Genomic DNA, 24,614 nt, shown 5'->3' with positions numbered 1-24,614 from the left:
CGGGCTTGATCGGGGCGTAGCGCAGCCTGGTAGCGCATCTGCTTTGGGAGCAGAGGGTCGCGAGTTCGAATCCCGCCGCCCCGACCAAACCCTTCCTCAAAACCCGCCTGTGGCTCTGACCGCAGGCGGGTTTTGTCTTTGTGAAGCCCCGCATCCCGGGGTTTCGCCCCTGGGGCATCCCCCAAAGTCCGACCGAGCGGTCGGCCGGGAGAATCGCCCGCATTGCTGCAACACCCCGGCAAGGCCACAAGCCGCGCCCGAGACCATGGCTATTCAACACCTGACCGACGAGCAGATCGCCACCTGGAGCCGCGCCCAAAAGGACGAGTGGTGGTTCAAGAACGTCTTCCGTGGCGACATGGCGCAGCTGACGCTGCGTTCCGGCTTCACCGGTTTCCTGCTGGGCGGCATCCTGTCGGCCACCGGCCTGTACATCGGCGCCAAGACCGGCATCGCCATCGGCGTGGGCCTGACCTCGGTGATCCTGGCCTTCGCGCTGTTCCGCGCGCTGCACGCCAGCGGCTTCGCGCAGGACTACACCATCCTCGAGAACAACTGCACCCAGTCCATCGCGACCGCGGCCGGCTACGTCATCACGCCGCTGTTCTCCAGCCTCGCGGCTTACATGCTGGTCACCGGCGTCATCCCGACTTGGTGGCAGTTGATGGTGTGGATCTTCGTGGTTTCCATGATCGGCGTGCTGCTGGCCTTCCCGCTGAAGCGCCGCTTCATCAATGAAGACCAGGCGCCTTTCCCCGAAGGCCGCGCCTGTGGCGTGGTGCTGGACTCGCTGTACCACGGCGAAGGCGGCGAGGGCGTCTTCAAGGCCAAGCTGCTGGGCGTCGTCGGCGGCTTCACGGCGCTGTACCAGGCCATCGTCAGCGACGGCTGGATGAAGCTGGTCCAGTTCAAGATCCTGATGATGGACAAGTGGGCCGGCATGACCGAACCCTGGCACCTGCACGAGCGCCTGGACCACTACTACTACGCCTGGGCCGGCAAGACCACGGCGCTGATCCCCACCATCATGGGCACCGACATCCGCCAGCTGGGCCTGCGCCTGACGCTGGATGCCGCCATGCTGGGCGTCGGTGGCCTGATGGGCATTGCGGTCGCGACCAGCTGCTTCCTGGGCGCTTTCATCAACTTCGTCGTGCTGGCGCCCATGATGATCCAGATGGGCGACATCGCGCCGCGCATCGGCGCCAACGGCGTGCTGGTGCCGCTGAACCGCGCCGAGATCGTCAACCAGTGGTCGCTGTGGTGGGGCGTGACGATGATGGTCGTCGGCGCGCTGGTGGGCCTGCTCGCCAAGCCCGAGATCTTCAAGAGCGCCTTCAAGCGCAAGGCGCCGGCCACCAAGGGCGAGGGCGTCGATCTGCTGAAGGACATCGAGGTGCCGCTGTGGATCAGCTACATCGGCGTGCCGGTGTTCAGCGTGCTGGGCAGCTATGTCACGCACGCCTTCTTCGACGTGCCGTTCTGGCTGGCGCTGATCTCGCTGCCGCTGATTTTCGTGCTGACCATCATCTGCACGAACTCGATGGCGCTGACCTCGTGGACGCCGACGGGCTCGCTGTCCAAGATCACGCAGTTCACGATGGGCGCCATCGACCGCACCAACCCCGGCTCCAACCTGCTGCCGGCCGGCATGACGAGCGAGATCGCGTCCAACGCGGCCAACCTGCTGTCCGACATCAAGCCCGGCTACATGCTGGGCGGCAAGCCGCGCCACCAGGCCATCGGCCACATCATCGGCAACCTGGCCGGCGTGCTGTTCTGCGTGCCGCTGTTCTACCTGCTGTTCCTGGCGCCCGACGCCAGCGGCGTGCGCAGCGTCGCCACGCTGGTGTCCGACCAGTTCGCGATGCCTGCTGCACTGCAGTGGAAGGGCGTGGCCGACATCATCGCCAAGGGTCTGAAGGGCCTGCCGACGTCGGCGCTGATCTCCATGGGCGTGGCCGCGCTGGCCGCCGTCGCGATGGAAGTCGCGCGCATCAAGAGCAAGGGCAAGTTCCAGCTGTCCGCCGTGGCCACGGGCCTGGGCGTGGTGCTGCCGCCGGAGGCCGTGCTGGCCATGTTCCTCGGCGCGCTGCTGTTCTTCTTCATGGGCCGCAAGCACAAGACGCCCGGCACCCAAGGCCACCGCGTCTGGGTCGAAGGCATGGAGCCCATCTGCGCCGGCCTGATCTCCGGTGCCGCGCTGATGGGCATCGGCAACGCGATCATCAACGTGTTGATCTGATAATCGCGCGTTCTGTCTGCCCGTAGCTCAACTGGATAGAGCAGCTGCCTTCTAAGCAGCAGGTCGGGGGTTCGAGTCCCTCCGGGCAGGCCAAGTCCAATGGAAAGCGCCTGGTGCCATCACGGCCCAGGCGCTTTTTGCTGCCCGCAACTCGTGAAATGACTCACGGTTTTCGCTAGAGCAGGCGCGCCAGCATGGTCGCCTCGGTCGCTTCGTCCCAGGCCAGCGGATACAGGTTGCGCGCCGCGGCCAGCATCTCGGGCTGGCCGCCCCAGCGCGCGATCTGCTCGCGCACGCTGGCGAAGTCCAGGCTCATCAGCACGGCGGGCGCGTCCACGCGCGGGTTGTGGCGGGCCTCGGTGGCCGGCATCAGGCCCAGGCAGCGTCGGTAGAAGGGCACGTGGCGTGGGTTCACCTCAATGACCAGCCGGTCGAAACCCGCGCGGCGATGGGCGTGCAGATAGCCCAGGTGGAAGATCTGCGCGAGCACGCGCTTGGGTTCGCGCGAATGCGTGTCGACGGCCAGGCCGCCGAATTCGCACAGCGTGAAGCCCAGCGAGCGCCAGTCGTCCAGTTCCTGGCCGAACAGCTGGTCGGCATGCAGGCCCCCGGGGCCGTCGAACCGCACGGACAGCGTGCCCACGATGCGTTCGCCGTCGCGTGCCGTGCAGACGATGTCGCCATCCTGGCTGCGGCTGTTGTAGCGCTCGCGCGTAACGCGCAGCCCACGGTCGCTATAGCGGCGTTCGACCAGGTCGAACGCCTCGCCGTCGAGACCGCCGAAGCCGCTGTCCAATTCCAACGGGGTGGCCTCGAGGCCGTCCCGCGACGGCGGGCGCCGCGTCTCGTAAACAGGGATCATGTACAAGCATCCTCCGCGCTCCATGCGCGAGCCGCGGAGTCTAGGGATGCATTGCCGTGCAAACCGGCGGTCTCACAGACCGATACATCGCTCGCAACTGCGTCATGAGATTTCTCACGGCTGGCGCTTCGTTCCGGGTCGCGGCAGGAATTTCGGTAAATGTTGCAGATGCACGCCTGCGGGCGGCTCGCATGCCCGTAGGCGGCGCCCTCTGGGCGGGCTTGCTTTTTGCGTGTCCCCGTCCGCAAAGAATGAGTGAAGCGGGGCAGCATCGAATGGGCAACACGGAGGCGGCAGGGATGCCGGGGGACAGATTGCTGGGCGACTTGCGCGCCGCGACGCGGCCGCATCACGAGCGCATCGAGCGCCTGCTGGGGCTGGACGGGCCGATGGCGCTGGAGCGCTACGGCGCCATCATCGGCGGCTTCCACGGCTTTCTGGCCGCCTGGGAGCCCGAGGTGCGGCGCGCGATGCCCGAGCGCCTGCACGGCTGGCTGGACGCTCGCGGCCGCGCCGCGTTCGCGGCCGCCGACCTCGCCTTCCTTGGGGCGCCGGAGAAGGCGGGCGACGAGGTGCCGAACTGCCTGCCGGAAGCCAGCCTGCCCGCTGCTTTCGGGTCGCTGTACGTCATCGAGGGTTCGGCGCTGGGCGGGCAGGTCATCACGCCCTGGCTCAAGCGCGACCTGGGGCTGGAGCCCGGGCGCGGCGCCAGCTACTTCCACGGCCATGGCGAGCGCACGGGGGCGATGTGGCGGGACTTCCGCCAGCGCGCCGTGGCCGAGGTGGGCGACGACGACGGGCGCCGCCGTGCGGCCTGCCGCGCCGCCGAACGGACCTTTGAGACGCTGATCCGCCACTTCGAGCCGCTGGTCTCATGAGCGCCGTGCCAGCGACCGACCTCGACAGCTGCGCCAGCGAGCCCATCCGCGTGCCGGGGGCGATTCAGCCGCATGGCTGGCTGCTCAGCGTCGCGGCCGATGGCGGCGACGTGGTCGCGTGGAGCAAGAACTGGCCCGAGCTGCTGGGTGACGAGCTGGCGGCGCCGCTGGCCGCGTTTGCCGCCGCGCGGCGGGGCGACTGGGCCCGGCTGGTGGACGGCGAGGGGGCCATGTCGCTGGGTGGCTGCGAGCTGGGCGGGCGGGCGCTGCATCTGTCCGCCCACCGGCTGGGCGAACTGGTGCACCTGGAGCTGGAGGAGTCGGCAGCGGACGCAGGCGCCCGCGCGCCCATCTACAGTCTGGCCCGCCACGTCGTGCCGTTGATGCAGCGCGCGACGTCGGTGGACGAGGTCTGTCGCATCGTCGCGGTCGAGATGAAGCGGCTGACCGGGTTCGGGCGCTGCCTGGTCTACCGGTTCGACGGCGATGGCCATGGCGAGGTCCTGTCCGAGGCGCTGGATGACGGCTATGCCAGCTACCAGGGCCACCACTTTCCGGCCTCCGACATTCCCGCACAGGCACGGGCGCTGTACCGGCTCAACCATCTGCGCCTGATCCCCGACGCCAACTACCAGCCGGTGCCTGTCCAGCTGGCCGATGGCCGCAGCGCGGCGCTGTCGCTGGATCTGTCGCAGGCGCAGCTGCGCAGCGTGTCGCCGGTGCACCTGGAGTACATGCGCAACATGGGCACGCTGGCGTCGATGTCGGTCTCCATCATCGTGCGCGGCGAGCTGTGGGGCCTGGTGTCCTGCCACAACCATGAACCGCGCCAGCTGTCCTACGCCACCCGCATGGCCTGCGAGCACCTGGGGCAGTTGCTGTCGCTGCAGGTCGAGGCCAAGGAGGAGAACGAGCAGGTCAGCGAGCAGGCGCGACTGCGCCAGTTGACGTTGTCCATCGTGGCCCATATGGCGGACAGCGACGCCACGCTGCAGCGCCTGGTGGATGAGCCCGGCCCGCTTTTGCGGCTGGTGCGGGCGGCCGGTGCGGCGGTCATCCTGAACGACCAATGCTGGCGCGTCGGCGAGACGCCGGATGCCGACACCGTGCTGCGGCTGGGCCGCTGGCTGGCCAATCGCATCGACGAGGTCAGCAGTTCCGACCGCCTGGCGCACGACGCGCCGGCTTTCGCCAGCCAGGGCATGACGGCCGCCGGCGTGCTGGCCATCTCCATCTCCCGGCTGCACCGCCACTACGTGGTGTGGTTCCGGCCCGAGATCGTGCAGAGCATCACCTGGGCCGGCGAGCCGGCCAAGCCCGCGGCGGCCGACGGCCGCCTGCACCCGCGCCGCAGCTTCGCGAGCTGGGTGGAGCATGTGCGCGGCCGCTCAGCACCGTGGCGTGCGGCCGAGGTGCACGCGGCCCTGGAGCTGCGCCACGCGCTGATCGGCATCGTGCTGCGGCGCGCCGAGGAGATGGCCGAGGTGGCAGGCGAGCTGGGCCGCGTCAACAAGGAGCTGGAGGCCTTCTCGTACACCGTGTCGCACGACCTGCGCGCGCCCATGCGCCATATCGCCGGCTTCGTGGACCTCGTGCTGGAGCTGGACGGCAACAGCCTCAGCGACCGCGCGCGCCGCTACCTGACGCATGTGAAGGAGGCCTCGGCGCATGCGGGCATGCTGGTGGACGCGCTGCTGGACTTCTCGCGTATGGGCCGCGCCGCGCTGAAGTCCGGCTGGCTGGACACGCAACTGCTGGTGGATGACCTGATCGAGGAGCACGGCGGCCGCGTGCCGGGCGGGCGCATCGAATGGACCGTGCAGCAGCCGCTGCCCCGGCTGTGGGCCGACCCGGTGCTGATCCAGGTGGCGCTGCGCAACCTGATCAGCAATGCCGTCAAGTACAGCCGAACGCGCAATCCCGCCCGCATCGATATCAGCGTCATCGACGACGAGCGCGGCGTGGGCCTCGCCATCACCGACAACGGCGTGGGTTTCCAGATGAAGTATGTCGACAAGCTGTTCGGCGTGTTCCAGCGCCTGCACCGCGCCGAGGCCTTCGAGGGAACGGGTATCGGCCTGGCCAGCGTGCGGCGCATCGTCGAACGTCATGGCGGCAGCATCGAAGCCTACGGTGCCCCCGACCGAGGGGCGCGCTTCAGCTTCGTGCTGCCGCGACCTGAAACCCATCATGCATAACAACACCATGCTCAAACCCATACTGCTCGTTGAGGACGATGCCCGCGATCTCGAACTGACGCTGGTCGCGCTGGAGCGCAGCCAGCTGGCCAATGAAGTCATCATCGTGCGCGACGGCGCCGAGGCGCTGGACTACCTGAACCGCGAAGGCGTCCATGCGGGCCGCAGCGAGGGTAACCCGGCGGTCGTGCTGCTGGACCTGAAGCTGCCCAAGGTCAACGGCCTGGAAGTGCTGCGCACCGTGCGCGCCACCGAGACTCTGAAGAGCATCCCCGTGGTCATGCTGACCTCGTCGCAGGCCGAGTCGGACGTCGTGCAGAGCTACGCGCTGGGCGTCAACGCGTACGTCGTGAAGCCGGTGGAGTTCAAGCAGTTCGTCACGGCCATTGCCGACCTGGGCATGTTCTGGGCGGTTCTCAACGAGCCGCCGCCCGGCTCGCTGCGCGCCGGGCGCCGCTATGAGTGATGACGACGCCCTGAGCCTGCTGCTGCTGGAGGACTCGGCGTTCGACGCCGAGCTGCTGCGCGCGTCGCTGGAGATCGCCTATCCGCAGGTGCGCTGTACCTGGGTGCAGGACGAGGCCGACTTCACGCAGGCGCTGGCGCGCGAGCGCTTCGACCTCATCCTGTCCGATTACCAGCTGCCCGACTTCAATGGCGCGGAGGCGCTGGATCACGCCCGCGCCGTTGCGCCGCTGACGCCGTTCATCTTCGTGTCGGGCGTCATCGGCGAGGAGAACCTCGTCGAGCTGCTCAAGCGAGGCGCCACCGACTACGTGATGAAGGGGCGCCTCACGCGGCTGCCGCTGGTCATCGAGCGCGCGTTGCGCGAGGTGGCGCAGCGCGAGGCTCAGAAGCAGGCCCAGGCGCAGTTGCGGGAGGCCGACGCGCTGTACGCGCGCGTCGTCGACTCGCTGCAGGACTACGCCGTCATCCTGCTGGACCGCGACGGCCTGATCCGCGACTGGAACCGCGCAGCCGCCGGCATCTTCGGCCACTCGCTGGACGAGGTGCGTGGCCAGTCGGCCGAGATGTTGTTCACGCCCGAGGACCGCGTGGCAGGCGCGCTGGCGCGCGAGATGGCCACCGCTCTGGCCGCCGGCTCGGCGCGCGACGACCGCTGGCTGATGCGGCAGGACGGCAGCCGGCTGCGCGCCGAGGGCGTGCTGACGCCGCTGTACAGCGCGACCGGTGAGCACAACGGCTTCTCCAAGATCGTGCGCGACGGGACCGCCACTTACAACGCCTCGCTGCAGCTGCGCCAGGCCAAAGAAGAGGCCGAGCGCAGCAACGAGCTGAAGGACCAGTTCCTGGCTGTGCTGTCGCATGAGCTGCGCTCGCCGCTGAGTGCCATCACCGGTTGGGCCGACGTGCTGGAGAAGCGCGGCGGCGGGGACGAACTGCTGGCCAAGGCCGCGCTGGTGATACGCCGCAACGCCCAGCTGCAGACCCGCATGATCAACGACCTGCTGGACATGAGCGCCGTGCAGGCCGGCAAGCTGCAGCTGCAGCAGCAGGTGCTGGACCTCAGCGCGCTGATGGCCGAGGCGCTGCTGTCGCATGTGCATGCGGCGCAGGGGCGCCGCATCGCGCTGGACTGCGCCGGCGGCGGCGTGCTGTGGGTGTCGGGCGATGCGCAGCGGCTGGCCCAGGTCATCGCCAACCTGGTGGGCAACGCGCTGAAGTTCAGCCTGGATGGCGGCCGTGTCGATGTGTCGACGCGGCTGGACGGCGACATGGTGGTGCTGTGCGTGCAGGACAACGGCCGCGGCATCTCGCCCGAGTTCCTGCCGCATGTGTTCGACCGGCTGCGCCAGGAGGACAGCTCCAGCACCCGCAAGGCCGGCGGCCTGGGGCTGGGGCTGGCCATCGCGCGCGCCATCGTGGAACTGCATGGTGGGCGCATCTCGGCCCACAGCGAAGGGGCGGACCAGGGCTCGCGCTTCGAGGTGCGCCTGCCCGTGGCGCCCCCGCCGGCCAGCCGGCCCACGTCTCCGGCGCTGCCCTCGACCGAAGCCAACCTGCCGTCGCTGGCCGGCCTGCGCGTGCTGTTGGTGGACGACGAGCAGGATGCCCGCGACGTGGGCCAGGCCGCGCTGCGCGAGCTGGGGGCCGATGTCACCGCGGCAGGCAGCGCCGCCGAGGCCCTGGCGCTGCTGGCGCACCAGCGCTTCGACGTGCTGGTGTCCGACATCGGCATGCCCGAGATGGACGGGCTGTCACTGGTGCGCCGCGTGCGCGCCCAGCCCGCCACGGCCGCGCTGCCCGCCGTGGCGCTGACCGCGTTCGCGATGCTGCCCGACCGCCAGGCCGGGCTGGCCGCAGGCTTCCAGCGCTATGTTGCCAAGCCCATCGACATGCGCGTGCTGGCCGGCGCCATACTCGACGCCCTGCGAACCCCGGTCCTGCCCCAGAACAACGACACATGAACCCGAACCCCGTGCAGGCCGACCTCGTCACGCTGGACAACTGCGAGCGCGAACCCATCCACATCCCGGGCTCGATCCAGCCGCACGGCGCGCTGCTGGCCTTCGACCGGCTGGGGCGGCTGCAGGTGATGAGCGCGAACGCGCCCGCGCTGCTGGGCCAGGACCTGAAGCTGGGCCGCGCCCCCCGCATGGCCGACCTGGGCGGCGACGCCGAGATCTACGGCGCCGTGCAGCAGGCCATCGCCACCCTGGGCAGCGGCGACTCCATGCCCGATTCGCGCGAGGTGGCACTCAACGGCCACAGCTTCGACCTCCTGCTGCACGCGCATGAGGGCCTGTGCCTGTGCGAGTTCGAGCTGCGCGACGCCGGCGCCGACCGGCTCAGCAGCTTCGCGCAGATGGCCTACCGCTCGATGGAGAAGCTCAAGCGCCAGCCCGGCATCGACAAGCTGCTGGAAGTGGCCGTGGCCGAGGTGCGCGCGATGACCGGCTTCGACCGCGTGATGGCCTACCGCTTTCGACATGACGACAGCGGCGACATCGTTGCCGAGGCGCGCCGCGACGACCTGGAGGCCTATCTGGGGCGGCGCTACCCGGCCAGCGACATCCCCGCGCAGGCGCGCCGGCTCTATGTGCTGAACACGCTGCGTCTGATCCCCGACGTGCGCTATGAGCCGGTGCCGCTGCTGGCCGATGCCGGCCATGCCGAGCCGCTGGACCTGAGCCACAGCGTGCTGCGCAGCGTGTCGCCCATCCACGTCGAGTACCTGAACAACATGGGCGTGGCCGCGTCGATGAGCGTGTCCATCGTCGTGGCCGGCCGGCTGTGGGGCATGCTGGCCTGCCACCACATGGCGCCGCTGCCGGTGCCGTATGCGATACGCATGGCGGCGGACGTCATCGCGCAGCTGATCGCGGCGTCGGTGCAGTCGCTGACCGCGCGCGAACGCGAGGCCGCCATGGCGCGGGCCGCGCTGCTGCGCACCGACATCGCCGCGCAGATCGCGCAAGGCCACGAGGCCCAGGACGTGCTGGCCGACGAGGCGCCGGCCCTGTGCGAGAGCCTGGATTGCGATGCGCTGTTCGTCAGCCTGAACGGCCGCGTGCGCGTGCACGGTGCGGTGGACGAGGCCTGGGCCGCGCAGCTGGTGACGTGGCTGCAGGCCCGCGAGCGTGCACTGGTGCAGGTGGACCGCTGCGACGAACTGCCCGAGGCCGGCGGCGGCGAGCGCTACTGCGGCGTGTTGGGGCTGCGCTTCGACGCGCCGCGCCAGGGCTGGCTGGTGGCGCTGCGGCGCGAGCAGGTCGAGACCATTCGCTGGGGCGGCAAGCCCGAGAAGGAGATGACGCACGGCCCGCTGGGTCCGCGGCTGACGCCGCGCGGCTCGTTCGACGAATGGCGTGAGACGGTGCGCGGCACGGCGGTGCCGTGGTCCGACGTCGCACTGGAAAGCGCCACGCTGCTGTTGGATATGGTCAGCCGCGCGCACGCCGACCGCGTGCTGGAGCTCGACCGGCTGCGATCGCAGCTGTGGGCCGTACTGGGCCACGACCTGCGCGACCCTCTGCACACGCTCAGCGTCGCCTCCATCGTGCTGGACCGGCAGAACGCCACCGACCGCATCACCACCGTCATCCGCAACTCCACCAACCGCATGCAGCGGCTGCTGCGCGACCTGCAGGACATCACGCGGCTGCAGAACGGCCTGGGCCTGGCGCTGGAGCTGGAAGACACCGACGTCGCCGCGCTGCTGGTCCAGCAACTGGAGGACCAGCGCGCGACCTATCCCGACACGCCGCTGGACGTGAGCCTGCCCACGACGCTGGCGGCGCGGCTGGACCCGATGCGGCTGCTGCAGATGTCGGCCAACCTGTTGAGCAACGCTCGCCACCACGGCCGCGGCCGCATCGCGGTGCAGCTGACCGGGGAGGGCGGCCATGCGCGGCTGCGAGTCAGCAACCCGGCCGAACCCATTGCGCCCGAGCTGGTGGACGGCTTGTTCGATCCCTTCAAGCGCCAGTCCATCAGCAACCCGCGCAACCCCGGCAGCATGGGCCTGGGCCTTTACATCGTGGATCAGGTGGCCGCCGCGCATGGCGGCTCCATCCGCTACGCGTACGAGGCCGGCGAGGTGGTGTTCCTGCTGGAGCTGCCGCTGGCGCCGCCGCACTGAATCGGCGTCCCGTCCTACACGCTCCACGTGATTTCGCGCCTACATTGGCTTCGGGCTTCCAGCCCCCTGCTGTTCCTCCCTGAGCAGGCGTCTACCGTGACAGCGGAAGACGGTCCTTGACCCCGGCCATGCGGCCGGGGTTTCTTTTTTTTGTGCTCGTCAACCGGGCGCCCAGTGGCCGGGTGTCAGGCCCGTCCAGCGCTTGAACGAACGCCGGAAGTTGGCGCCGTCGAAGTAGCCCAGCGCCCGCGCCACTGCATCGCGGCCCTGGCCGCGCGGCCCCAGCAGGTACAGCGCGACCTGCGTGCGCACGCGGTCCACCTCGGCCTGGTAGTGAGTGCCGTGGCGCGCCAGGCGGCGCTTGTACGTGGCCGGGCTCATGCCGGCTTCAAGGGCCAGCGCTTCCAGGCCGGGGGCTTCGGCAATCTGCGCCATCAGCCGGTCGCCCAACGCGGCCAGCAGCCCGCGGCGCAACGCCTGCGGGTCGGCCTGACGGGCCAGCGCGGTGGCTGCCAGGCCCGGCGTGGCCGGCCAGCTGACGTCGGCCTGCGCCAGCGGCAGCCGCATCGCGTCCACCTGGCAGCCGAAATGCAGCGCCGTGCCCAGGTGCACCGCGTGCTGGGCGTGGTCGCGCGGCGCGGTGCGGTCGAAGCTGAAGCGCCAGGGCAGCCGCCGGCCCGCACGCCAGGCGCACAGGCTGACGACCGCGCTCATGTGCAGGTCCACGACGAAACCGCGCAGGCCGGCGGGCAGCCCGCAGGCATCGGTCCAGACGAGGATCAGCTCCTGCTCGTCCACCAGTAGTCGCGGTGTGAGCAGCGGCGTCAGCCGCCCCGCGTACCGGCACAGCAGGCGCAGCAGGTCCACCAGCTCGCCGGCCTGCATCAGCGCCTGGCTGGCCAGGCCGTAGTGGCCGGGCAGCAGCAGCTGGCCCAGTGCGAAGGCGCTGTCGGCGCCAGCGTCGCGCAGCGGCTCGGTCAGCGCCAGCAGCTCGCGCGGCGAGATCAGCGGCTGTTGCGGCCACGGCAGCGCGATGCCGCGGTGGTGGGCGAACTCGGCCAGCAGCGCCGCGTGGTCGGTGGCCGGCAGGCAGGCGGTGTCGATCTCGTAGGGCGGCATGTCCGCCGGCTCGCCGCGCAGCATGTCCAGCGGGGCCAGCAGCGCGGTCATGGCTTTTGCAGGAGATCCAGCAGCAGCTGCTCAGGGGACTGCGTGCCGGCGGTCGCGTGCAGCGCGGCGCGCACGGGCAGGCGCAGGCCCGGCCGCAGGTTCAGCGTGGCCAGCGCGGCCTGCAGATCGCCGACGAGGCGCTCGCCCTCGGCCGCGCTGCAACCGGGCAGCAGCGCGACGAAGCGGTCGCCGGCGTAGCGGCACAGCAGGTCGCCCTCGCGCAGGTTCAGCAGCAGTGTCAGGCCGGCCGCCTCCAGTGCCCGGTCGGCGGCGCGGATGCCATGCTCGCGCACGAAGCCGTCGAAGCCCGTCAGGCCCAGCATCGCCACGCAGCCGTCGCGGCCCAGGTCGCGCTCCAGCTGGATCTGCTGCGCCATGTAGCCGGCGTCGGCCAGCTGCGTGACGCGGTCCACCGCGCGGTGGTCTCGCACGAAGCGCTCGCGCTGCGCCAGCTGGCGGCTCAGCACGCGCTGCTCCTGGCTCCAGTGGTGCAGGCCCACGGTCAGCAGCACCATGCCCAGCGGCGTCAGCGCTTCCAGCGCGTTGTCCCACAGCGCGGCCTTGGGCAGGCGCCAGATCTCGTCCAGTGCGTCCACCCACTCGCCCACCAGCATGGCCGCCAGGCCCAGCACCAGCCAGGTCGTCACGCGCCCGGCCGGGCGGGAGCCGCGCACATAGACCAGCCACACGCCCACCATGACGGCCATGCCGCCTTCGCTGAGCAGGTCTACCCAATGCCATTCGGCCAGCGGCTTCAGCACGCCTAGCGTCGCGAAGGCCAGCACCAGCGCGGCCAGCAGCAGGGCCAGCAGCGGATAGAACGGCTCGCGCGCCAGCAGGCTCAAGGGCCGGCCAGCGAAGGGGAAGGGCAGCGTCAGGCGGGTCATCAGGCCATCGTATGAACGGCGTGTGACAGCGTCGCGAAGCGCCGGCGGGGGAGTCGCAACGGCTCATCTGTGGGGCGGCAGCTGCGCTGGTCGGCGTTTGTGACGGGTCTTTCAAACGGGCGCCACGGCCGCTGGCGAGCATCGCGGCCAACACCCACTTCGCTACTTTTGGCGCCCGCCATGCACTACAAGAAACTTCCGCTGGTCCTGTCGCTGGGCGTCGCATTGGGCGCCCACGCGCAGACGCAGCAGCTCGACACCATCGTCGTCACCGGCCAGCGCGCCAGCCTGCAGTCGGCGCTGGACAAGCAGCGCGCCGCGCAAGGCGTGCTCAGCGTCGTGCATGCCGACGGCATCGGCCAACTGCCCGACGACAACGCCGCCGAGGCGCTGGCCCGGCTGCCGGGCGTGACGCTGGAGCGCGACCAGGGCGAGGGCCGCTTCGTGCGCGTGCGCGGCCTGGGTTCGGACTACAACACCATCAGCATCAACGGTGCCACGGTGCCGGCGTCGGAAGCCGGCCGCCGCGCGCCGGGGCTGGACGTGGTGCCGGCCGGCCTGATCCGCTCGCTGGAGGTGCACAAGACGCTGACGCCCGACATGGACGCCAGCAGCCTGGGCGGCAGCGTGGGCGTCAACACGTTGACCGCCTTCGACGTGAAGGGCCGGCTGCTCAGCGTGGACCTGGGCGCCAACCACGACAGCAACCTTGGCGCCACCAGGCCGCGCCTGGGCCTGACGTTTGCCGACCGCTTCGCCGACGGCAAGCTGGGCGTGGCGCTGGCCGTCTCGCGCGACGAGCGCCGCTTTGCCAGCGACAACGTCGAGACCGGCGGCGCCTGGGACGAGGGCAAACTGGAAGAGCTGGAACTGCGCCGCTACACCATCCTGCGCTCGCGCACCGGCGCCGCGTTCAGCCTGGACTGGCGGCCCGCGGACGGCCAGCAGCTCTACCTGCGTGGCTTTGCCAGTCGCTTCAACGACGACGAGCAGCGCCAGTCGCTGGCCGTGGAGTTCGAGGATGCGCAGGCGGCCGGCGAGCTGGGCGAGGGCACAGCCGTGCGCGGCTTGAAGGCCCGCAAGGAGACGGCGCGCACCGCGTCCTTGGCATTGGGGGGCAGTCTCGATATGGCGGGCTGGCAGCTGACCGCCGAAACAGGCCTGGGCCGCGCCCAGGAGCGCACGCCCATGGGGCTGGCCGGCTCCGCCCTTGAAGCCGACTTTGACCAGCTGGGCTTCACCGACAGCCGCCGGCCCCTGCTGCAAGGCCCGGCGGCGTTGCGCCAGGCGGCCGGCTACGAGCTGGATGAGGTGGAGATCGAGGACAGCAGCGCCCGCGACCGCGTGCGCCATCTGAAGCTGGACCTCAAGCGCGGCATCGAGCTGGCCGGCGGCGCGAGCCTGGAGTTCAAGGCCGGCGCCAAGGCCACGCGCCGCCACAAGGACAACCAGCAGGACAGCTATGCGCTGGACAGCGACGTGCTGGGTGGTGTGGGACTTACCGATATCGCGGGAGGCGGCCCTGTGAGCTATCCCTGGGGCGGCACGCTGGGCCCTGCCGCGGACGCGGCCAAGCTGCGCGCGCTGTGGCGCGGCGTGAAGCTGGCCGACCACCGCGACGACGAAGACTCGCTGGTCGGCTCCTTCGACATCAAGGAAGACGTCGACGCCGCCTACGCCCAGGCCACCTGGGAGCGCGGCGGCTTTCAACTGTTGGGCGGGCTGCGCATGGAGCGCATCAGCTTCAAGGCGCGCGGCGCGGCGTTGGTGGACGGTGATGCGGCGCCGGTCAGCGTGGACACGCGCAGCACCCACTGGATGCCGGCTCTGCTGTTGCGCCAGGAGCTGGGCGGCCAGCTGCTGCTGCGCGCCGCGTTGACGAACTCGCTGGTGCGGCCCAGCTTCGAGCAGCTGTCGCCAGGCCGCGTGGTGGACGGCGACGAGGCCGAGCTGGGCAACCCGCAGCTGAAGCCGCTGCGCTCGCGCAACCTGGACTTCGGCGTGGAGCAGGGGCTGGGGCGCGACGGCACGCTGTCGGCCTATGTGTTCACGAAGCGCATCCGCGACTTTGTGTTCCAGACCGACCTGGCCGGCAGCCCGGGCTGGCAGGGCTTCGACCAGGTCACCACCTTCGCCAACGGTGCCAGCGCGAAGCTGCACGGCGTGGAGCTGGCCTATGCGCAGGCGCTGCGCAGCCTGCCGGCGCCGTGCAACGGGCTCATCGTCGGCGCCAACGCCAGCTTCGTGCGCTCGAAGGCGCGCGTGGGCGGCTATGACGACGGCGAGTGGAAGAGCCGCGAGATCAGCCTGCCCAGCCAGTCGGACCGCAGCTTCAACCTGAGCCTGGGCTGGGAAGGGCGGGGCGTGTCGGCGCGTCTGGCGTTGCACCGTCAGTCGTCCTACCTGCTGGAGGTGGGCGACGTGTTCGACCCGGCCAAGGACTTGCGCGTGGACGGCCAGAAGCGGCTGGACTTGTCGCTGAAGTACGCGGTCAGCAAGCAGCTCGACGTCAGCTTCGAAGCCGCCAACCTGACCAACCAGGCCTACTACGTCTACCAGGCGACGCCGGCCCAGAATGCGCAGTACGAGCGTTATGGCCGCAGCTTCAAGCTGGGCCTGAAGTGGAGCCTGTTCTGATGCGCCGCCTGTTGTTGACCCTGGCCCTGATGACCTGTGCCGGCGGCGTGCAGGCGCAGCGCTTCGTGCTGGCCAAGACGGCGCTGGAGCTGCACGACGACGCCGGCCGCACGCTGGCGCGCCACGCGACGCGCGTGAAGCGCATGGACCAGCGCAGCGACGACGGTCGCTTCGCCGTGCTGCAGGACGCCGACAGCGGCCGCATCGAACTGTGGCGGGCCGACGGCCAGCAGCTGAAGCGCGACGCCGCCTGGCCCGCGCCGGCGCTGGAGGTGGAGCAGCTGTGCCTGTACCGCGACCCGCAGGGCTTGCTTCAGCTGTTCCTGCTGGGCGCCGAAGGCTTGTCGGAGCAGTGGCTGATTCACGAGCGGCGTGCGCTGCCGGTGCAGCGCCTGGCCACGCCACCCCAGCCCAGCGCCTGCCGCGTGCGTGATGCCGAGGCGCAGCTTTACGTCGCCGAACCGGGCGTGGGGCTGTGGGCGCTGTCGGCCGATGCCGAGCGGCCGGGGCGGCGCCTGCTGCTGGCCGAGGCGCAGCTGGGCGAGAAGGCCTTGAACGCGAAGCTGGATGCGTGGCTGGCCGAGCATCCGGCAGCGGCGCCTGCGGCGCGGCCTCCCATCGTGCTGCCCACCGGCCAGACGCAACCCATGCGCGAGGCGGGCGACGCCGCCGACGACCCCGCCATCTGGGTGCACCCGACGCGCGGCGCGCAGAGCCTGATCCTCGCCACCGACAAGAAGCGCGGCCTGGCCGTCTACGGGCTGGACGGCCGCGAGCGCCAGTTCCTGCCGGTGGGCCGCATCAACAACGTCGACCTGCGGCAAGGCCTGGCCTATGGCGGTCGCATGCTGGATCTGGCCGTCGCCACGCAGCGCGACGAGGCGGCGCTGGTGCTGTTGGGCATCTCGCCGGCCGGCCGGGTCAGCGAGCTGGCGAGGCTGAAGACCACGCTGGACGACATCTACGGCGTCTGCGTGGGCCGCAACGCCGAGGGCGGGTTGGACGTGTTCCCCAACGACAAGGACGGCCGCGTGCAGCGGCTGCGCCTGAAGCTCTCTGGCAAGACCTGGCAGGCCGACGTCGTGGGCGAGTTCCGCCTGGCGAGCCAGCCGGAAGGCTGCGTCGTCGACGAGGCCCACCAGGCGCTGTTCGTCGGTGAGGAGAAGCGTGGCATCTGGCGCCTGGGCCTCGCCGTTCCGGGCAGCGAGCCGCAGCTGGTCATCGCCGCGGGGCCGGGCCTGACGCCCGATGTCGAAGGCCTGGCCATCCATCCGCAGCGCGGCTGGCTGGTCGTGTCTTCGCAGGGCAGCGACTCCTTTGCCGTCTACGACATCAAGCCGCCGTTCGCGCAGCGTGGCACTTTCGCCATCGGCACGAACGCGGCGCTGGGCATAGACGCGGTATCGGAGACGGACGGCCTGGACCTGGCGCCGGCCAACCTGGGCGGGCTGTATGCCGACGGCCTGCTGGTCGTGCAGGACGGCCACAAGCGCTTGCCGCAGGGGCCGCAGAACTTCAAGCTGGTGCCTTGGGCGGCGGTGGAGAAAGCGGTGCAGCAGCGGCGCTAGGATGCGCCGCATGAGACTTTCGTTGCTGTTGATAGCCGCCGTGCTGGGCGGCTGCGCGTCGCCCCGCTGGGTCAACCCGCAGAACCCGGGTGCGGACCTGCAGGCCGACACGGCCGCCTGCGAGCGGGACGCGGAGCGCGTGGGACGGCTCAACCAGCTGACCAACCAGAGCGCGGGCCGCAACTGCATCTCGGGTCCGGCCTGCACGGCCGCGGCCGACAGCGAACGCATGCGCATGCAGGCGGAGGCGCTGCGCGCGCAGCAGCAATGCATGAGGGCGCGGGGCTGGCGGGAGCCGGCCTGAGTGGCGGGCTTCAACCCAGCGCGGCGCTCGGTCGGCCGCTGACCCCGTGACAGCACGGCGCCGACCCTGCTAGTCTGCCGGCCGCCAACGTTGGCGTTCGGGAGCAGCAGGCATGGCGGAATTGACGGTCAATGGCAAGCGGATGCAGTACGAGGCGGAGGCCGACACGCCGCTGCTGTGGGTGCTGCGCGAGCAGCTGAGCCTCACGGGCACCAAGTACGGCTGCGGCGTCGCCCAATGCGGCGCCTGCACGGTGCACATCGACGGCGCGCCGATGCGCAGCTGCGTGATGCCGGCGTCGGCGCTGACGCCGGCGCAGAAGATCACCACCATCGAAGGGCTGTCGCCCAACGCCTCGCACCCGCTGCAGAAGGCCTGGGACGCGCTGGACGTGCCGCAATGCGGTTTCTGCCAGAGCGGCATGCTGATGGCCGCGGCGGCGCTGCTGAAGAGCAAACCCAAGCCGACCGACGCCGACATCGACGCGGCCATGACCAACATCTGTCGCTGCGGCACCTACAACCGTGTGCGCGCGGCCATCCACCTGGCCGCGGGCCAGGTGCAGCGCAAGCAGATCCCCATCGTCATCGAGGGAGGCCAGGCATGAGCGCCGTCCTTTCTCGCCGCGCGTTCCTGCACACCACGTCGGCCGTCGCCGGCGGCTTGATGGTGGGCTTCCACGTGCCGGGTCTCGCCGAAGGCGAGGCCGTGCCCGAGCTGAATGTCTGGGTGCAGATCCTGCCGGACGAGACCACGGTCATCCGCATTGCCCGCTCTGAAATGGGCCAGGGCACCTTGACCGGCCTCGCGCAGCTGGTGGCCGAGGAGCTGGAGTGCGACTGGGCCAAGGTGAAGACCGAGTACCCCACGCCGGGCCAGAACCTCGCGCGCAAGCGTGCCTGGGGCAGCATGAGCACCGGCGGCAGCCGCGGCGTGCGCGAGTCGCACGAGTACGTGCGCAAGGGCGGTGCGCTGGCGCGGGCGCTGTTGATCCAGGCCGCGGCCAACCAGTGGAGTGTGGGCGTCGTGGAGTGCACGACCAAGGCCGGCTGGGTGCTGCATGCCGGCAAGAAGCTGAGCTATGGCCAGCTGGCCGCCGAGGCCGCCAAGCTGGCCGCACCGGCGGACATCCAGCTCAAGCCGGCGAAGGACTGGACGCTGGCCGGCAAGCCGATGAAGCGGCTGGACACCAAAGCCAAGCTGGACGGCTCGCAGATCTACGGCATGGACCTGCAGCTGCCGGGCATGCTGAACGCGGCCATCAAGGACAGCCCGGTGTTCGGCGGCAAGGTCAAGAGCTTCGACGCGGCCGAGGTGGAGAAGCGCCCCGGCGTGAAGAAGGTCGTCAAGGTGGGCGAGACGGCCGTGGCCGTCATTGCCGACACCTGGTGGCGGGCCAAGACCGCGCTGGATGCGCTGACCATCGTCTGGGACGAGGGCCCCAACGCCAAGCTCAGCAGCGCCGACGTGGCCGCCACGCTGAAGGCCGGGCTGGACGCGCCCGAGGCCGCTCTGGGCAGCCGTGGTGGCGACGTGGCGGCCGGGCTGGCCGCCGCAGCGCGCAAGGTCGAGGCGGTCTACAGCTACCCGCACCAGAACCACGCGTGCATGGAGGTCATGAACGCGACGGCCAAGTGGACTGCGGAGCGCTGCGAGGTCTGGACGCCCACGCAGAACGGCGAGGCCGCGCTGGCCGCCACGGCCGAGTCCGCCGGTCTGCCCCCGGCGCAGTGCGAGGTGCACAAGCTGCACCTGGGCGGCGGCTTCGGCCGGCGCGGCGGCACGCAGGACTGGGTGCGCCAGGCCGTGGCCATCGCCAAGGAGATGCCCGGCACGCCCATCAAGCTGATCTGGAGCCGCGAGGAGGACATGGTGCAGGGCCGCTACCACCCGGTCACGCAGTGCAAGCTGACGGCCGGGCTGGATGCCGCCGGCAAGCTGACCGCGCTGCACATGCGGCTGTCGGGCCAGAGCATCGTGGCGGGCATGTTCCCGCAGAACATCCGCGATGGCCGTGATCCGGTCGTCTTCCAGGGCTTGAGCGACGGTGGCACCGAGGGGGCGCTGGGCTATGCCGTGCCCAACCTGCTCATCGACCATGCGATGCGCAACCCGCCGGTGCCACCGGGCTTCTGGCGCGGCGTGAACCTGAACCAGAACGCGATCTACCTGGAGTGCTTCCTCGACGAAGTGGCTCATGCCGCCAAGCGCGATCCGCTGGAAATGCGCCGCGAACTGCTGGCCAACTCGCCCAGGCACCTGGCCGTGCTGAACGCGGTGGCCGCCAAGGCGGGCTGGGGCAAGCCGCGCACGAAGGGGCGGCATCTGGGGCTGGCGCAGATCATGGGCTTCGGCAGCTATGTGGCGGCGTGTGCGGAGGTGTCGGTTTCTAAGCGCGGCGACCTGAAGATCCACCGCATCGTCGCGGCCACCGACCCCGGCCATGCGGTCAACCCGCAGCAGATCGCGGCGCAGGTGGAGGGCAGCTTCGTCTACGGCTTGTCGGCGGCGCTGTTCGGCGAGATCACGATCAAGGACGGCCGCGTGGAGCAGCACAACTTCGACACCTACCCGATGCTGAAGATGGAGCACATGCCGGCGGTGGAGACCATCGTCATGCCGTCGGGCGGCTTCTGGGGCGGCGTGGGCGAACCCACCATCGCGGTGGCGGCACCGGCCGTGCTGAACGCAATCTTCGCGGCGACGGGCAAGCGCATCCGCGATTTGCCGCTGTCCAAGCACAAGCTGGTCTGATGCGCGCTCTCGCGGCCCTGCTCCTGATTGCCGGCGCACATGCCAGCGACGTGGAGCGAGGCCGTGCGCTGGTGGCCGACCGCACGACCAGCCTGTGTCTGCTGTGCCATTCGCTGACCGCCGCGGGTGATGCCAACCAGGGCAATCTCGCGCCGCCGCTGGACGCCGCGGCGCGGCTCAAGCCTGCGGAGCTGCGCGAGCGCATCGCCGACATGCGCCGCTTCAACCCGGCCACCGTGATGCCGCCGTTCCGCGCCACCGACGGCCTGCGTGACGTGGCGCCCGCGTGGCAAGGCCGCGCGGCGCTGACCGAGCGGCAGCTGGAAGACATCGTGGTCTACCTCGGGACGTTGGCGAAATGAAGCGGCGCGAGTTGTTCATGGCCGCTGCAGCATTCGCCGCGTTGCCGCAGGCACAAGCCAGCGACGACGCGATGCAGGCCGCCATCCGCGCGTGGGCCGGCCGCGACCCCGCGCCGGGCGTGCTGAAGATCGAGATCGCCGAGCTGGTGGAGAACGGCAACGCCGTACCGGTGCGTGTGGCGGCCAGCGAGCCGGTCGTCGGCCTGGCGCTGTTCACGCCGCAGAACCCCGAGCCTGAGGTCGTGCACGTCGCCTTCGGCGCAGCGGTCGCCCGACCTGAGTTCAGCACCCGCATGCGGCTGGCCCGCAGCCAGCGCATCGTCGCCGTCGCCAAGGCGGCCGACGGGCGTTGCTGGCAGGCGGGTGTGGAGGTCGTCGTGACCCTGGCGGCCTGCGTGGAGCCTTGATCATGATCACCCGCGCTGTCATCACCTTGCCGGCCGCCATCAAGGCCGGCGAAGCCTTCGAGGTGCGCGCCACCGTGGCCCACGCGATGGAGACCGGCTACCGCGCCGGTGACGACGGCGCGCGCCTGCCGCGCGATCTGGTGCGGCGCTTCGAGTGCCGGCTGGATGGCGATGTGGTGTTTTCGGCCGACCTGTACGCGGCCATCGCGGCCAACCCGTGGTTGAGCTTCTGGTTGAAGGTGGACAAACCCGGCGAGCTGCAGTTCCTGTGGCGCGGTGACCGCGGATTCGTGCACCGCGAGACCCGCGCCTTGAACGTCGCATGAAGGCCGCCTGGCTGCTGCTGTTGGCGTTCGCCTTCGTGGCCCAGGCTGACGACCCCCGCCGCTCCGGCCGCGACACGATGAGCCCGGCGCTGCGCGTGCTGCAGGCCGACGATGGCCAGCATCCCGCGCAGCTGGCGCTGGCGCTGGGCCGCGACCTGTGGGGGCAGGGTGCCAAGTCCTGCGCCAGCTGCCATGGCGAACCCGAGAAGCTGCGCGGTGCGGCCACGCGCTACCCGGCGTTTGACCAGGGCCTCGTGAACCTGCCGGGCCGCATCCAGCGCTGCCGCACGCGGCACCAGCAGCAACCCGACTGGGCGCCCGAGGCCGAGCCGCTGCTGGCGTTGACGGCGCTGGTCGCGCAACAGTCGCGAGGCCTGCCGTTGAGCCCGCCGCGCGGTACCGAGCTGGACACCGCGGCCGCGCAAGGCGAGCGCCTGTACATGACGCGCCTGGGCGCGCTGAATCTGTCCTGCGCGCAATGCCACGACGAGCGTGCGGGCCTGCGCCTGGGCGGCAGCGTCATCCCGCAAGGGCATGTGGACGACTACCCTGCCTTCCGGCTGGAATGGCAGTCGCTGGGTAGCCTGCAGCGCCGGCTGCGCGGTTGCTTCAGCGGCGTGCGCGCCCGCATGCCGGACTGGGACAGCGCCGAGCTGCTGGCGCTGGAGACCTATCTCGCGCGCCGCAGTGCCGGCATGGCGATGCAGCCGCCCGGTGTGCGCCCCTAGCGCTGCTGCAGTTGCCGCTGCCCGAACAACACCTCGCGCGCCTTGTCGTCCGTCAGCGGCTTGCGTGCACCGGCCAGCACCTCCAACCCGCGCTGCACGGCCGGGCGCTTGGCGATCTCGTCGAACCAGCCCTTCAGGTGAGGGTAGTCGGCCATGTCCACGCCCTGGTTCTTCCACGAGCGCAGCCACGGGAAGACGGCGATGTCGGCGATGGAGTAGGCCGCGCCACCCAGGTAGGTCGTGTGCGCCAGCCGCTTGTTGATGACCGAATACAGCCGCTTCGCTTCGTTCGTGTAGCGGTCGATGGCATAGGGCAGCTTCTCGGGCGCGTAGATGCGGAAGTGGTGGGCCTGGCCCAGCATGGGCCCCACGCCGCCCATCTGGAACATCAGCCACTGCAGCACCTCGTATTTGCCGCGCACGTCGGTGGGCAGCAGCTTGCCGGTCTTGCCGGCCAGATACAGCAGGATGGCACCGCTCTCGAACATCGACATCGGCTGCCCGTCGGGGCCGGCGGGGTCGGTGATGGCGGGGATCTTGTTGTTGGGGCTGATGGACAGGAAAGCCGGCGCGAACTGGTCGCCCGCGCCGATGTCCACGGGATGCACCCGGTACGCGAGGCCGCACTCCTCCAGCATGATGTGCACCTTGTGCCCGTTGGGTGTGGGCCATGAATACACTTCGATCATTCGCTGCCTCCTTCCGGTGGGCCTTTCGTAATCAGCCCGATTCTGTCGACTCATGGTCGTAAAGCAAGTCAAGCATTGGCTCGTCACACGGGCGAACGCGGCGCGCTGGCGTCCCATCCAGGAATGGGCGGAGGCACGCGGTGCCGACTTCTCGCAGGTGCGTGACGGCCAGGGCTTTCTGATCGAACAGCCCAAGGCCTTGCCCGGCCCGCTGCGCATCGAATGGGGCGAGCCGCAGCGCAGCTACATGCCCGGCGCGGAGCTGCGCATGCGTTGCGAGATGCGGCTGCATTCCGACCTGCAGCTGATGGTGTTGTGCCGCACGCTGATGGAGGAGCTGGAGCGCGCCGTCTTCGAGGCCTACACGGACACGCTGAAGACCCGTGTGGACACCGACACGCCCGAGGAGATGCGCTGGCTGGTGATGTTCCCCAAGCTGACCAGCATGGCGTCGCAGCTGGTGCGCCAGCGCTATGGCGTCGTGGGTGTCACCAAGGATCTGGCACACGACTGGCTGGACGGGGAGCTCAGCACCGCGCTGGCCCAGGCCAGCCAGGACCTGCTGCCCGAGGGACACCCCTTCGTGCTGATGAGCATGCGCGGCAACCTCTACCTGCGCACGCAGATGGACGAGCCCGACCTGCCCAAGGTGCAGGCCTTTGTGCGACTGCTGGAGACCGCGGCGCGCGAGGCGCACCGGGCGGCCAACAAGATGTCGGACGGGGGCGCCTGGCCTACCACGACGTCCATCGCCTGGACGCCTTCGGTACGCCCTGACGCCAGCTGACCTGAAGCCCCTCGTCCAAGGAGTACCTTGGCCGGTCCCCCGAGGGGACGGGGATGCATGCGGCATTGAGCCGCATGCACATCGCCAGAACGGGCCGGCTTGGGAGCGGCCCGGCGCTCGGCCCGCGAGTACTCAGGCCTTCTGCGCGAAGCTCCAGGCCAGCTCGGCCAGCGGCCGGGCGCTCTTGGCGGTTTCTCGGGCCTGTGCGCTGGAGGCGGTGCCGTCTTCCACGCGCTTGGCGATGCCCTGCACGATGGCCGCGATGCGGAACATGTTGTAGGCCATGTAGAAGTTCCAGTCCGCCATGACGGCGCCCGCATCGGCGCGGCCGGTGCGCCCGCAGTAGCGCTGCACGTAGTCGCGCTCGGCCGGAATGCCCAGCTCGGCCAGGTTCACGCCACCCAGCCCGCGCGCGGCGCCGGAGGTCTGGATGTGCCAGCTCATGCAGTGGTAGCTGAAGTCGGCCAGCGGATGGCCCAGCGTGGACAGCTCCCAGTCCAGTACCGCGATGACGCGCGGCTCGGTGGGGTGGAACACGACGTTGTCCATGCGGTAGTCGCCGTGCACGATGCTGACTTCGCTTTCGTCACGGGCAGAGGCCGGGATGTGGGCCGGCAACCAGGCCAGCAGCGCGTCCATCGCCGGATTGGGCTCGGTGACCGAGGCCAGGTATTGCTTGCTCCAGCGGCCGATCTGCCGCTCGAAGTAGTTGCCCGGCTTGCCGTAGGCCTCCAGGCCGCGCGCCTTGAAATCGACCTGGTGCAGTGCCGCGATGACGCGGTTCATCTCGTCGTAGTGGGCGGCGCGCTCGGCATTGGCCATGCCCGGCAGGCTCTGGTCCCACAGCACGCGGCCGGGCATGAACTCCATGAGGTAGAAGGCGCGGCCGATGACGGCCTCGTCCTCGCACAGCGCCAGCATCGCGGGCACCGGCACGTCGGTGCCGGCCAGCGCGCGCATGACCTGGAACTCGCGCTCGATCGCATGTGCCGACGGCAGCAGCTTGGCCACCGGCCCGGGCTTGCTGCGCATCACGTACTTCGCGCCGGGCGTCGTCAGCAGGTAGGTGGGGTTGGACTGGCCGCCCTTGAACTGCTCGATGGACAGCGGCCCGGCAAAGCTGCCGACATGCGCGCCCAGCCAGGCTTCAAGCGCCGTGGTGTCAAGCGGCTTGGCGAGGGGGCGGGTGCCGGTGAATGCTTCCATGGA

General features: G+C 70.2%; 21 protein-coding genes and 2 tRNA genes. 18 read left to right on the top strand and 5 right to left on the bottom strand.

Going from position 1 to position 24,614, the window contains the following annotated elements; genetic code table 11:
* Positions 1-10: 10 nt before the first annotated feature.
* The 3 genes from J2X21_RS16845 (at position 11) to J2X21_RS16835 (ending at position 2,338) form a co-directional block, all read left to right on the top strand.
* Positions 11-87: transfer RNA gene (locus J2X21_RS16845), tRNA-Pro, on the top strand.
* Positions 88-265: 178 nt separating this feature from the next.
* Entirely contained in the window at positions 266-2,245 is a 1,980-nt protein-coding gene (locus J2X21_RS16840) for an OPT family oligopeptide transporter (RefSeq protein ID WP_310330521.1), read from the top strand.
* Between the two features lie 16 nt (positions 2,246-2,261).
* Positions 2,262-2,338 (top strand) — tRNA-Arg (locus tag J2X21_RS16835).
* Positions 2,339-2,420: 82 nt separating this feature from the next.
* Here J2X21_RS16835 and J2X21_RS16830 read toward each other — a convergent pair.
* Positions 2,421-3,107 carry an N-acyl amino acid synthase FeeM domain-containing protein gene (locus J2X21_RS16830; protein ID WP_310330520.1) on the bottom strand — a complete coding sequence of 229 codons (687 nt, stop codon included), beginning with the start codon at positions 3,105-3,107 and terminating at the stop codon, positions 2,421-2,423.
* 299 nt (positions 3,108-3,406) lie between these two features.
* Here J2X21_RS16830 and J2X21_RS16825 point away from each other — a divergent pair, with 299 nt between their 5' ends.
* From J2X21_RS16825 to J2X21_RS16805, 5 genes are read left to right on the top strand one after another with little or no spacing between them, the layout of a single operon-like run.
* The gene (locus J2X21_RS16825) at positions 3,407-3,985 is read left to right on the top strand and encodes a biliverdin-producing heme oxygenase (RefSeq protein ID WP_310330519.1); all 579 of its coding nucleotides are present in this window, start codon (positions 3,407-3,409) and stop codon (positions 3,983-3,985) included.
* On the top strand, positions 3,982-6,183 hold the full coding sequence (locus tag J2X21_RS16820; RefSeq protein ID WP_310330518.1) for an ATP-binding protein: 2,202 nt from the start codon (positions 3,982-3,984) through the stop codon (positions 6,181-6,183). Before J2X21_RS16825 ends, J2X21_RS16820 begins: the two co-directional genes overlap by 4 nt.
* 7 nt (positions 6,184-6,190) lie before the next feature.
* The gene (locus J2X21_RS16815) at positions 6,191-6,649 is read left to right on the top strand and encodes a response regulator (protein WP_310330517.1); all 459 of its coding nucleotides are present in this window, start codon (positions 6,191-6,193) and stop codon (positions 6,647-6,649) included.
* Positions 6,642-8,612 (top strand): hybrid sensor histidine kinase/response regulator, encoded by a 1,971-nt coding sequence (locus tag J2X21_RS16810; protein WP_310330515.1) that lies wholly within the window; start codon positions 6,642-6,644, stop codon positions 8,610-8,612. The genes J2X21_RS16815 and J2X21_RS16810 overlap by 8 nt, the downstream gene beginning before the upstream one ends.
* Positions 8,609-10,786: an ATP-binding protein gene (locus J2X21_RS16805; RefSeq protein ID WP_310330514.1), complete on the top strand. Its 2,178-nt coding sequence runs from the start codon at positions 8,609-8,611 to the stop codon at positions 10,784-10,786. Before J2X21_RS16810 ends, J2X21_RS16805 begins: the two co-directional genes overlap by 4 nt.
* A gap of 159 nt (positions 10,787-10,945) precedes the next feature.
* Here the strand turns inward: J2X21_RS16805 and J2X21_RS16800 are convergent, their stop codons facing one another.
* Together J2X21_RS16800 and J2X21_RS16795 are read right to left on the bottom strand one after the other, a co-directional pair.
* On the bottom strand, positions 10,946-11,956 hold the full coding sequence (locus J2X21_RS16800) for an AraC family transcriptional regulator (protein ID WP_310330512.1): 1,011 nt from the start codon (positions 11,954-11,956) through the stop codon (positions 10,946-10,948).
* Positions 11,953-12,843, bottom strand: a complete 891-nt coding sequence (locus J2X21_RS16795; protein ID WP_310330511.1) for a GGDEF domain-containing protein — start codon at positions 12,841-12,843, stop codon at positions 11,953-11,955. Before J2X21_RS16795 ends, J2X21_RS16800 begins: the two co-directional genes overlap by 4 nt.
* Positions 12,844-13,023: 180 nt before the next feature.
* On the opposite strand from J2X21_RS16795, the gene J2X21_RS16790 reads away from it, so the two are divergent.
* From J2X21_RS16790 to soxA, 9 genes are all read left to right on the top strand, one after another.
* On the top strand, positions 13,024-15,480 hold the full coding sequence (locus J2X21_RS16790) for a TonB-dependent receptor (protein WP_310330510.1): 2,457 nt from the start codon (positions 13,024-13,026) through the stop codon (positions 15,478-15,480).
* Positions 15,480-17,048, top strand: a complete 1,569-nt coding sequence (locus tag J2X21_RS16785) for a phytase (protein ID WP_310330509.1) — start codon at positions 15,480-15,482, stop codon at positions 17,046-17,048. The genes J2X21_RS16790 and J2X21_RS16785 overlap by 1 nt, the downstream gene beginning before the upstream one ends.
* A gap of 10 nt (positions 17,049-17,058) precedes the next feature.
* Positions 17,059-17,352 (top strand): hypothetical protein, encoded by a 294-nt coding sequence (locus J2X21_RS16780; RefSeq protein WP_310330508.1) that lies wholly within the window; start codon positions 17,059-17,061, stop codon positions 17,350-17,352.
* 112 nt (positions 17,353-17,464) lie between these two features.
* Positions 17,465-17,959: a (2Fe-2S)-binding protein gene (locus J2X21_RS16775; protein WP_310330506.1), complete on the top strand. Its 495-nt coding sequence runs from the start codon at positions 17,465-17,467 to the stop codon at positions 17,957-17,959.
* Positions 17,956-20,106, top strand: a complete 2,151-nt coding sequence (locus J2X21_RS16770) for a xanthine dehydrogenase family protein molybdopterin-binding subunit (RefSeq protein WP_310330504.1) — start codon at positions 17,956-17,958, stop codon at positions 20,104-20,106. Before J2X21_RS16775 ends, J2X21_RS16770 begins: the two co-directional genes overlap by 4 nt.
* Positions 20,106-20,468, top strand: coding sequence for a sulfur oxidation c-type cytochrome SoxX (soxX, locus tag J2X21_RS16765; protein WP_310330503.1), 363 nt, complete (start codon positions 20,106-20,108; stop codon positions 20,466-20,468). The genes J2X21_RS16770 and soxX overlap by 1 nt, the downstream gene beginning before the upstream one ends.
* A gap of 17 nt (positions 20,469-20,485) precedes the next feature.
* A complete protein-coding gene (locus J2X21_RS16760) occupies positions 20,486-20,875 on the top strand; it encodes a thiosulfate oxidation carrier protein SoxY (RefSeq protein WP_310330501.1) in 390 nt (129 codons plus the stop codon).
* A gap of 2 nt (positions 20,876-20,877) precedes the next feature.
* Positions 20,878-21,201 carry a thiosulfate oxidation carrier complex protein SoxZ gene (locus tag J2X21_RS16755; protein WP_310330499.1) on the top strand — a complete coding sequence of 108 codons (324 nt, stop codon included), beginning with the start codon at positions 20,878-20,880 and terminating at the stop codon, positions 21,199-21,201.
* Positions 21,198-21,929 (top strand): sulfur oxidation c-type cytochrome SoxA, encoded by a 732-nt coding sequence (gene soxA / locus J2X21_RS16750; RefSeq protein WP_310330498.1) that lies wholly within the window; start codon positions 21,198-21,200, stop codon positions 21,927-21,929. The genes J2X21_RS16755 and soxA overlap by 4 nt, the downstream gene beginning before the upstream one ends.
* On the opposite strand, the gene J2X21_RS16745 is transcribed toward soxA, so the two are convergent.
* The gene (locus J2X21_RS16745) at positions 21,926-22,618 is read right to left on the bottom strand and encodes a glutathione binding-like protein (protein ID WP_310330497.1); all 693 of its coding nucleotides are present in this window, start codon (positions 22,616-22,618) and stop codon (positions 21,926-21,928) included. The two genes, soxA and J2X21_RS16745, sit on opposite strands and share 4 nt — an antisense overlap.
* A gap of 52 nt (positions 22,619-22,670) precedes the next feature.
* On the opposite strand from J2X21_RS16745, the gene J2X21_RS16740 reads away from it, so the two are divergent.
* Complete coding sequence (locus J2X21_RS16740; RefSeq protein ID WP_310330495.1) at positions 22,671-23,405, top strand: hypothetical protein; 735 nt, start codon at positions 22,671-22,673, stop codon at positions 23,403-23,405.
* A gap of 132 nt (positions 23,406-23,537) precedes the next feature.
* Here J2X21_RS16740 and J2X21_RS16735 read toward each other — a convergent pair whose 3' ends face one another.
* On the bottom strand, positions 23,538-24,611 hold the full coding sequence (locus J2X21_RS16735; protein ID WP_310330494.1) for a phosphotransferase: 1,074 nt from the start codon (positions 24,609-24,611) through the stop codon (positions 23,538-23,540).
* Positions 24,612-24,614 lie beyond the last annotated feature (3 nt).

The organism is Roseateles asaccharophilus (assembly GCF_031458115.1).
Classification (GTDB): Bacteria; Pseudomonadota; Gammaproteobacteria; order Burkholderiales; family Burkholderiaceae_C; genus Pelomonas; species Pelomonas asaccharophilus_A.
This window is presented reverse-complemented; position numbering and strand designations above follow the sequence as displayed.

What these genes read in the sequence shown, in the direction of transcription:
- J2X21_RS16770 (WP_310330504.1), top strand. Translation starts at nt 17,956, where the DNA reads ATGAGCGCCGTCCTTTCTCGCCGCGCGTTCCTGCACACCACGTCGGCC.
- J2X21_RS16775 (WP_310330506.1), top strand. Translation starts at nt 17,465, where the DNA reads ATGGCGGAATTGACGGTCAATGGCAAGCGGATGCAGTACGAGGCGGAG.
- J2X21_RS16820 (WP_310330518.1), top strand. Translation starts at nt 3,982, where the DNA reads ATGAGCGCCGTGCCAGCGACCGACCTCGACAGCTGCGCCAGCGAGCCC.
- soxA (WP_310330498.1), top strand. Translation starts at nt 21,198, where the DNA reads ATGAAGGCCGCCTGGCTGCTGCTGTTGGCGTTCGCCTTCGTGGCCCAG.
- J2X21_RS16800 (WP_310330512.1), bottom strand. Translation starts at nt 11,956, where the DNA reads ATGACCGCGCTGCTGGCCCCGCTGGACATGCTGCGCGGCGAGCCGGCG.
- J2X21_RS16790 (WP_310330510.1), top strand. Translation starts at nt 13,024, where the DNA reads ATGCACTACAAGAAACTTCCGCTGGTCCTGTCGCTGGGCGTCGCATTG.
- J2X21_RS16745 (WP_310330497.1), bottom strand. Translation starts at nt 22,618, where the DNA reads ATGATCGAAGTGTATTCATGGCCCACACCCAACGGGCACAAGGTGCAC.
- J2X21_RS16810 (WP_310330515.1), top strand. Translation starts at nt 6,642, where the DNA reads ATGAGTGATGACGACGCCCTGAGCCTGCTGCTGCTGGAGGACTCGGCG.
- J2X21_RS16830 (WP_310330520.1), bottom strand. Translation starts at nt 3,107, where the DNA reads ATGATCCCTGTTTACGAGACGCGGCGCCCGCCGTCGCGGGACGGCCTC.
- J2X21_RS16795 (WP_310330511.1), bottom strand. Translation starts at nt 12,843, where the DNA reads ATGACCCGCCTGACGCTGCCCTTCCCCTTCGCTGGCCGGCCCTTGAGC.
- soxX (WP_310330503.1), top strand. Translation starts at nt 20,106, where the DNA reads ATGCGCGCTCTCGCGGCCCTGCTCCTGATTGCCGGCGCACATGCCAGC.
- J2X21_RS16840 (WP_310330521.1), top strand. Translation starts at nt 266, where the DNA reads ATGGCTATTCAACACCTGACCGACGAGCAGATCGCCACCTGGAGCCGC.
- J2X21_RS16815 (WP_310330517.1), top strand. Translation starts at nt 6,191, where the DNA reads ATGCTCAAACCCATACTGCTCGTTGAGGACGATGCCCGCGATCTCGAA.
- J2X21_RS16785 (WP_310330509.1), top strand. Translation starts at nt 15,480, where the DNA reads ATGCGCCGCCTGTTGTTGACCCTGGCCCTGATGACCTGTGCCGGCGGC.
- J2X21_RS16755 (WP_310330499.1), top strand. Translation starts at nt 20,878, where the DNA reads ATGATCACCCGCGCTGTCATCACCTTGCCGGCCGCCATCAAGGCCGGC.
- J2X21_RS16760 (WP_310330501.1), top strand. Translation starts at nt 20,486, where the DNA reads ATGGCCGCTGCAGCATTCGCCGCGTTGCCGCAGGCACAAGCCAGCGAC.
- J2X21_RS16735 (WP_310330494.1), bottom strand. Translation starts at nt 24,611, where the DNA reads ATGGAAGCATTCACCGGCACCCGCCCCCTCGCCAAGCCGCTTGACACC.
- J2X21_RS16780 (WP_310330508.1), top strand. Translation starts at nt 17,059, where the DNA reads ATGAGACTTTCGTTGCTGTTGATAGCCGCCGTGCTGGGCGGCTGCGCG.
- J2X21_RS16825 (WP_310330519.1), top strand. Translation starts at nt 3,407, where the DNA reads ATGCCGGGGGACAGATTGCTGGGCGACTTGCGCGCCGCGACGCGGCCG.
- J2X21_RS16740 (WP_310330495.1), top strand. Translation starts at nt 22,671, where the DNA reads ATGGTCGTAAAGCAAGTCAAGCATTGGCTCGTCACACGGGCGAACGCG.
- J2X21_RS16805 (WP_310330514.1), top strand. Translation starts at nt 8,609, where the DNA reads ATGAACCCGAACCCCGTGCAGGCCGACCTCGTCACGCTGGACAACTGC.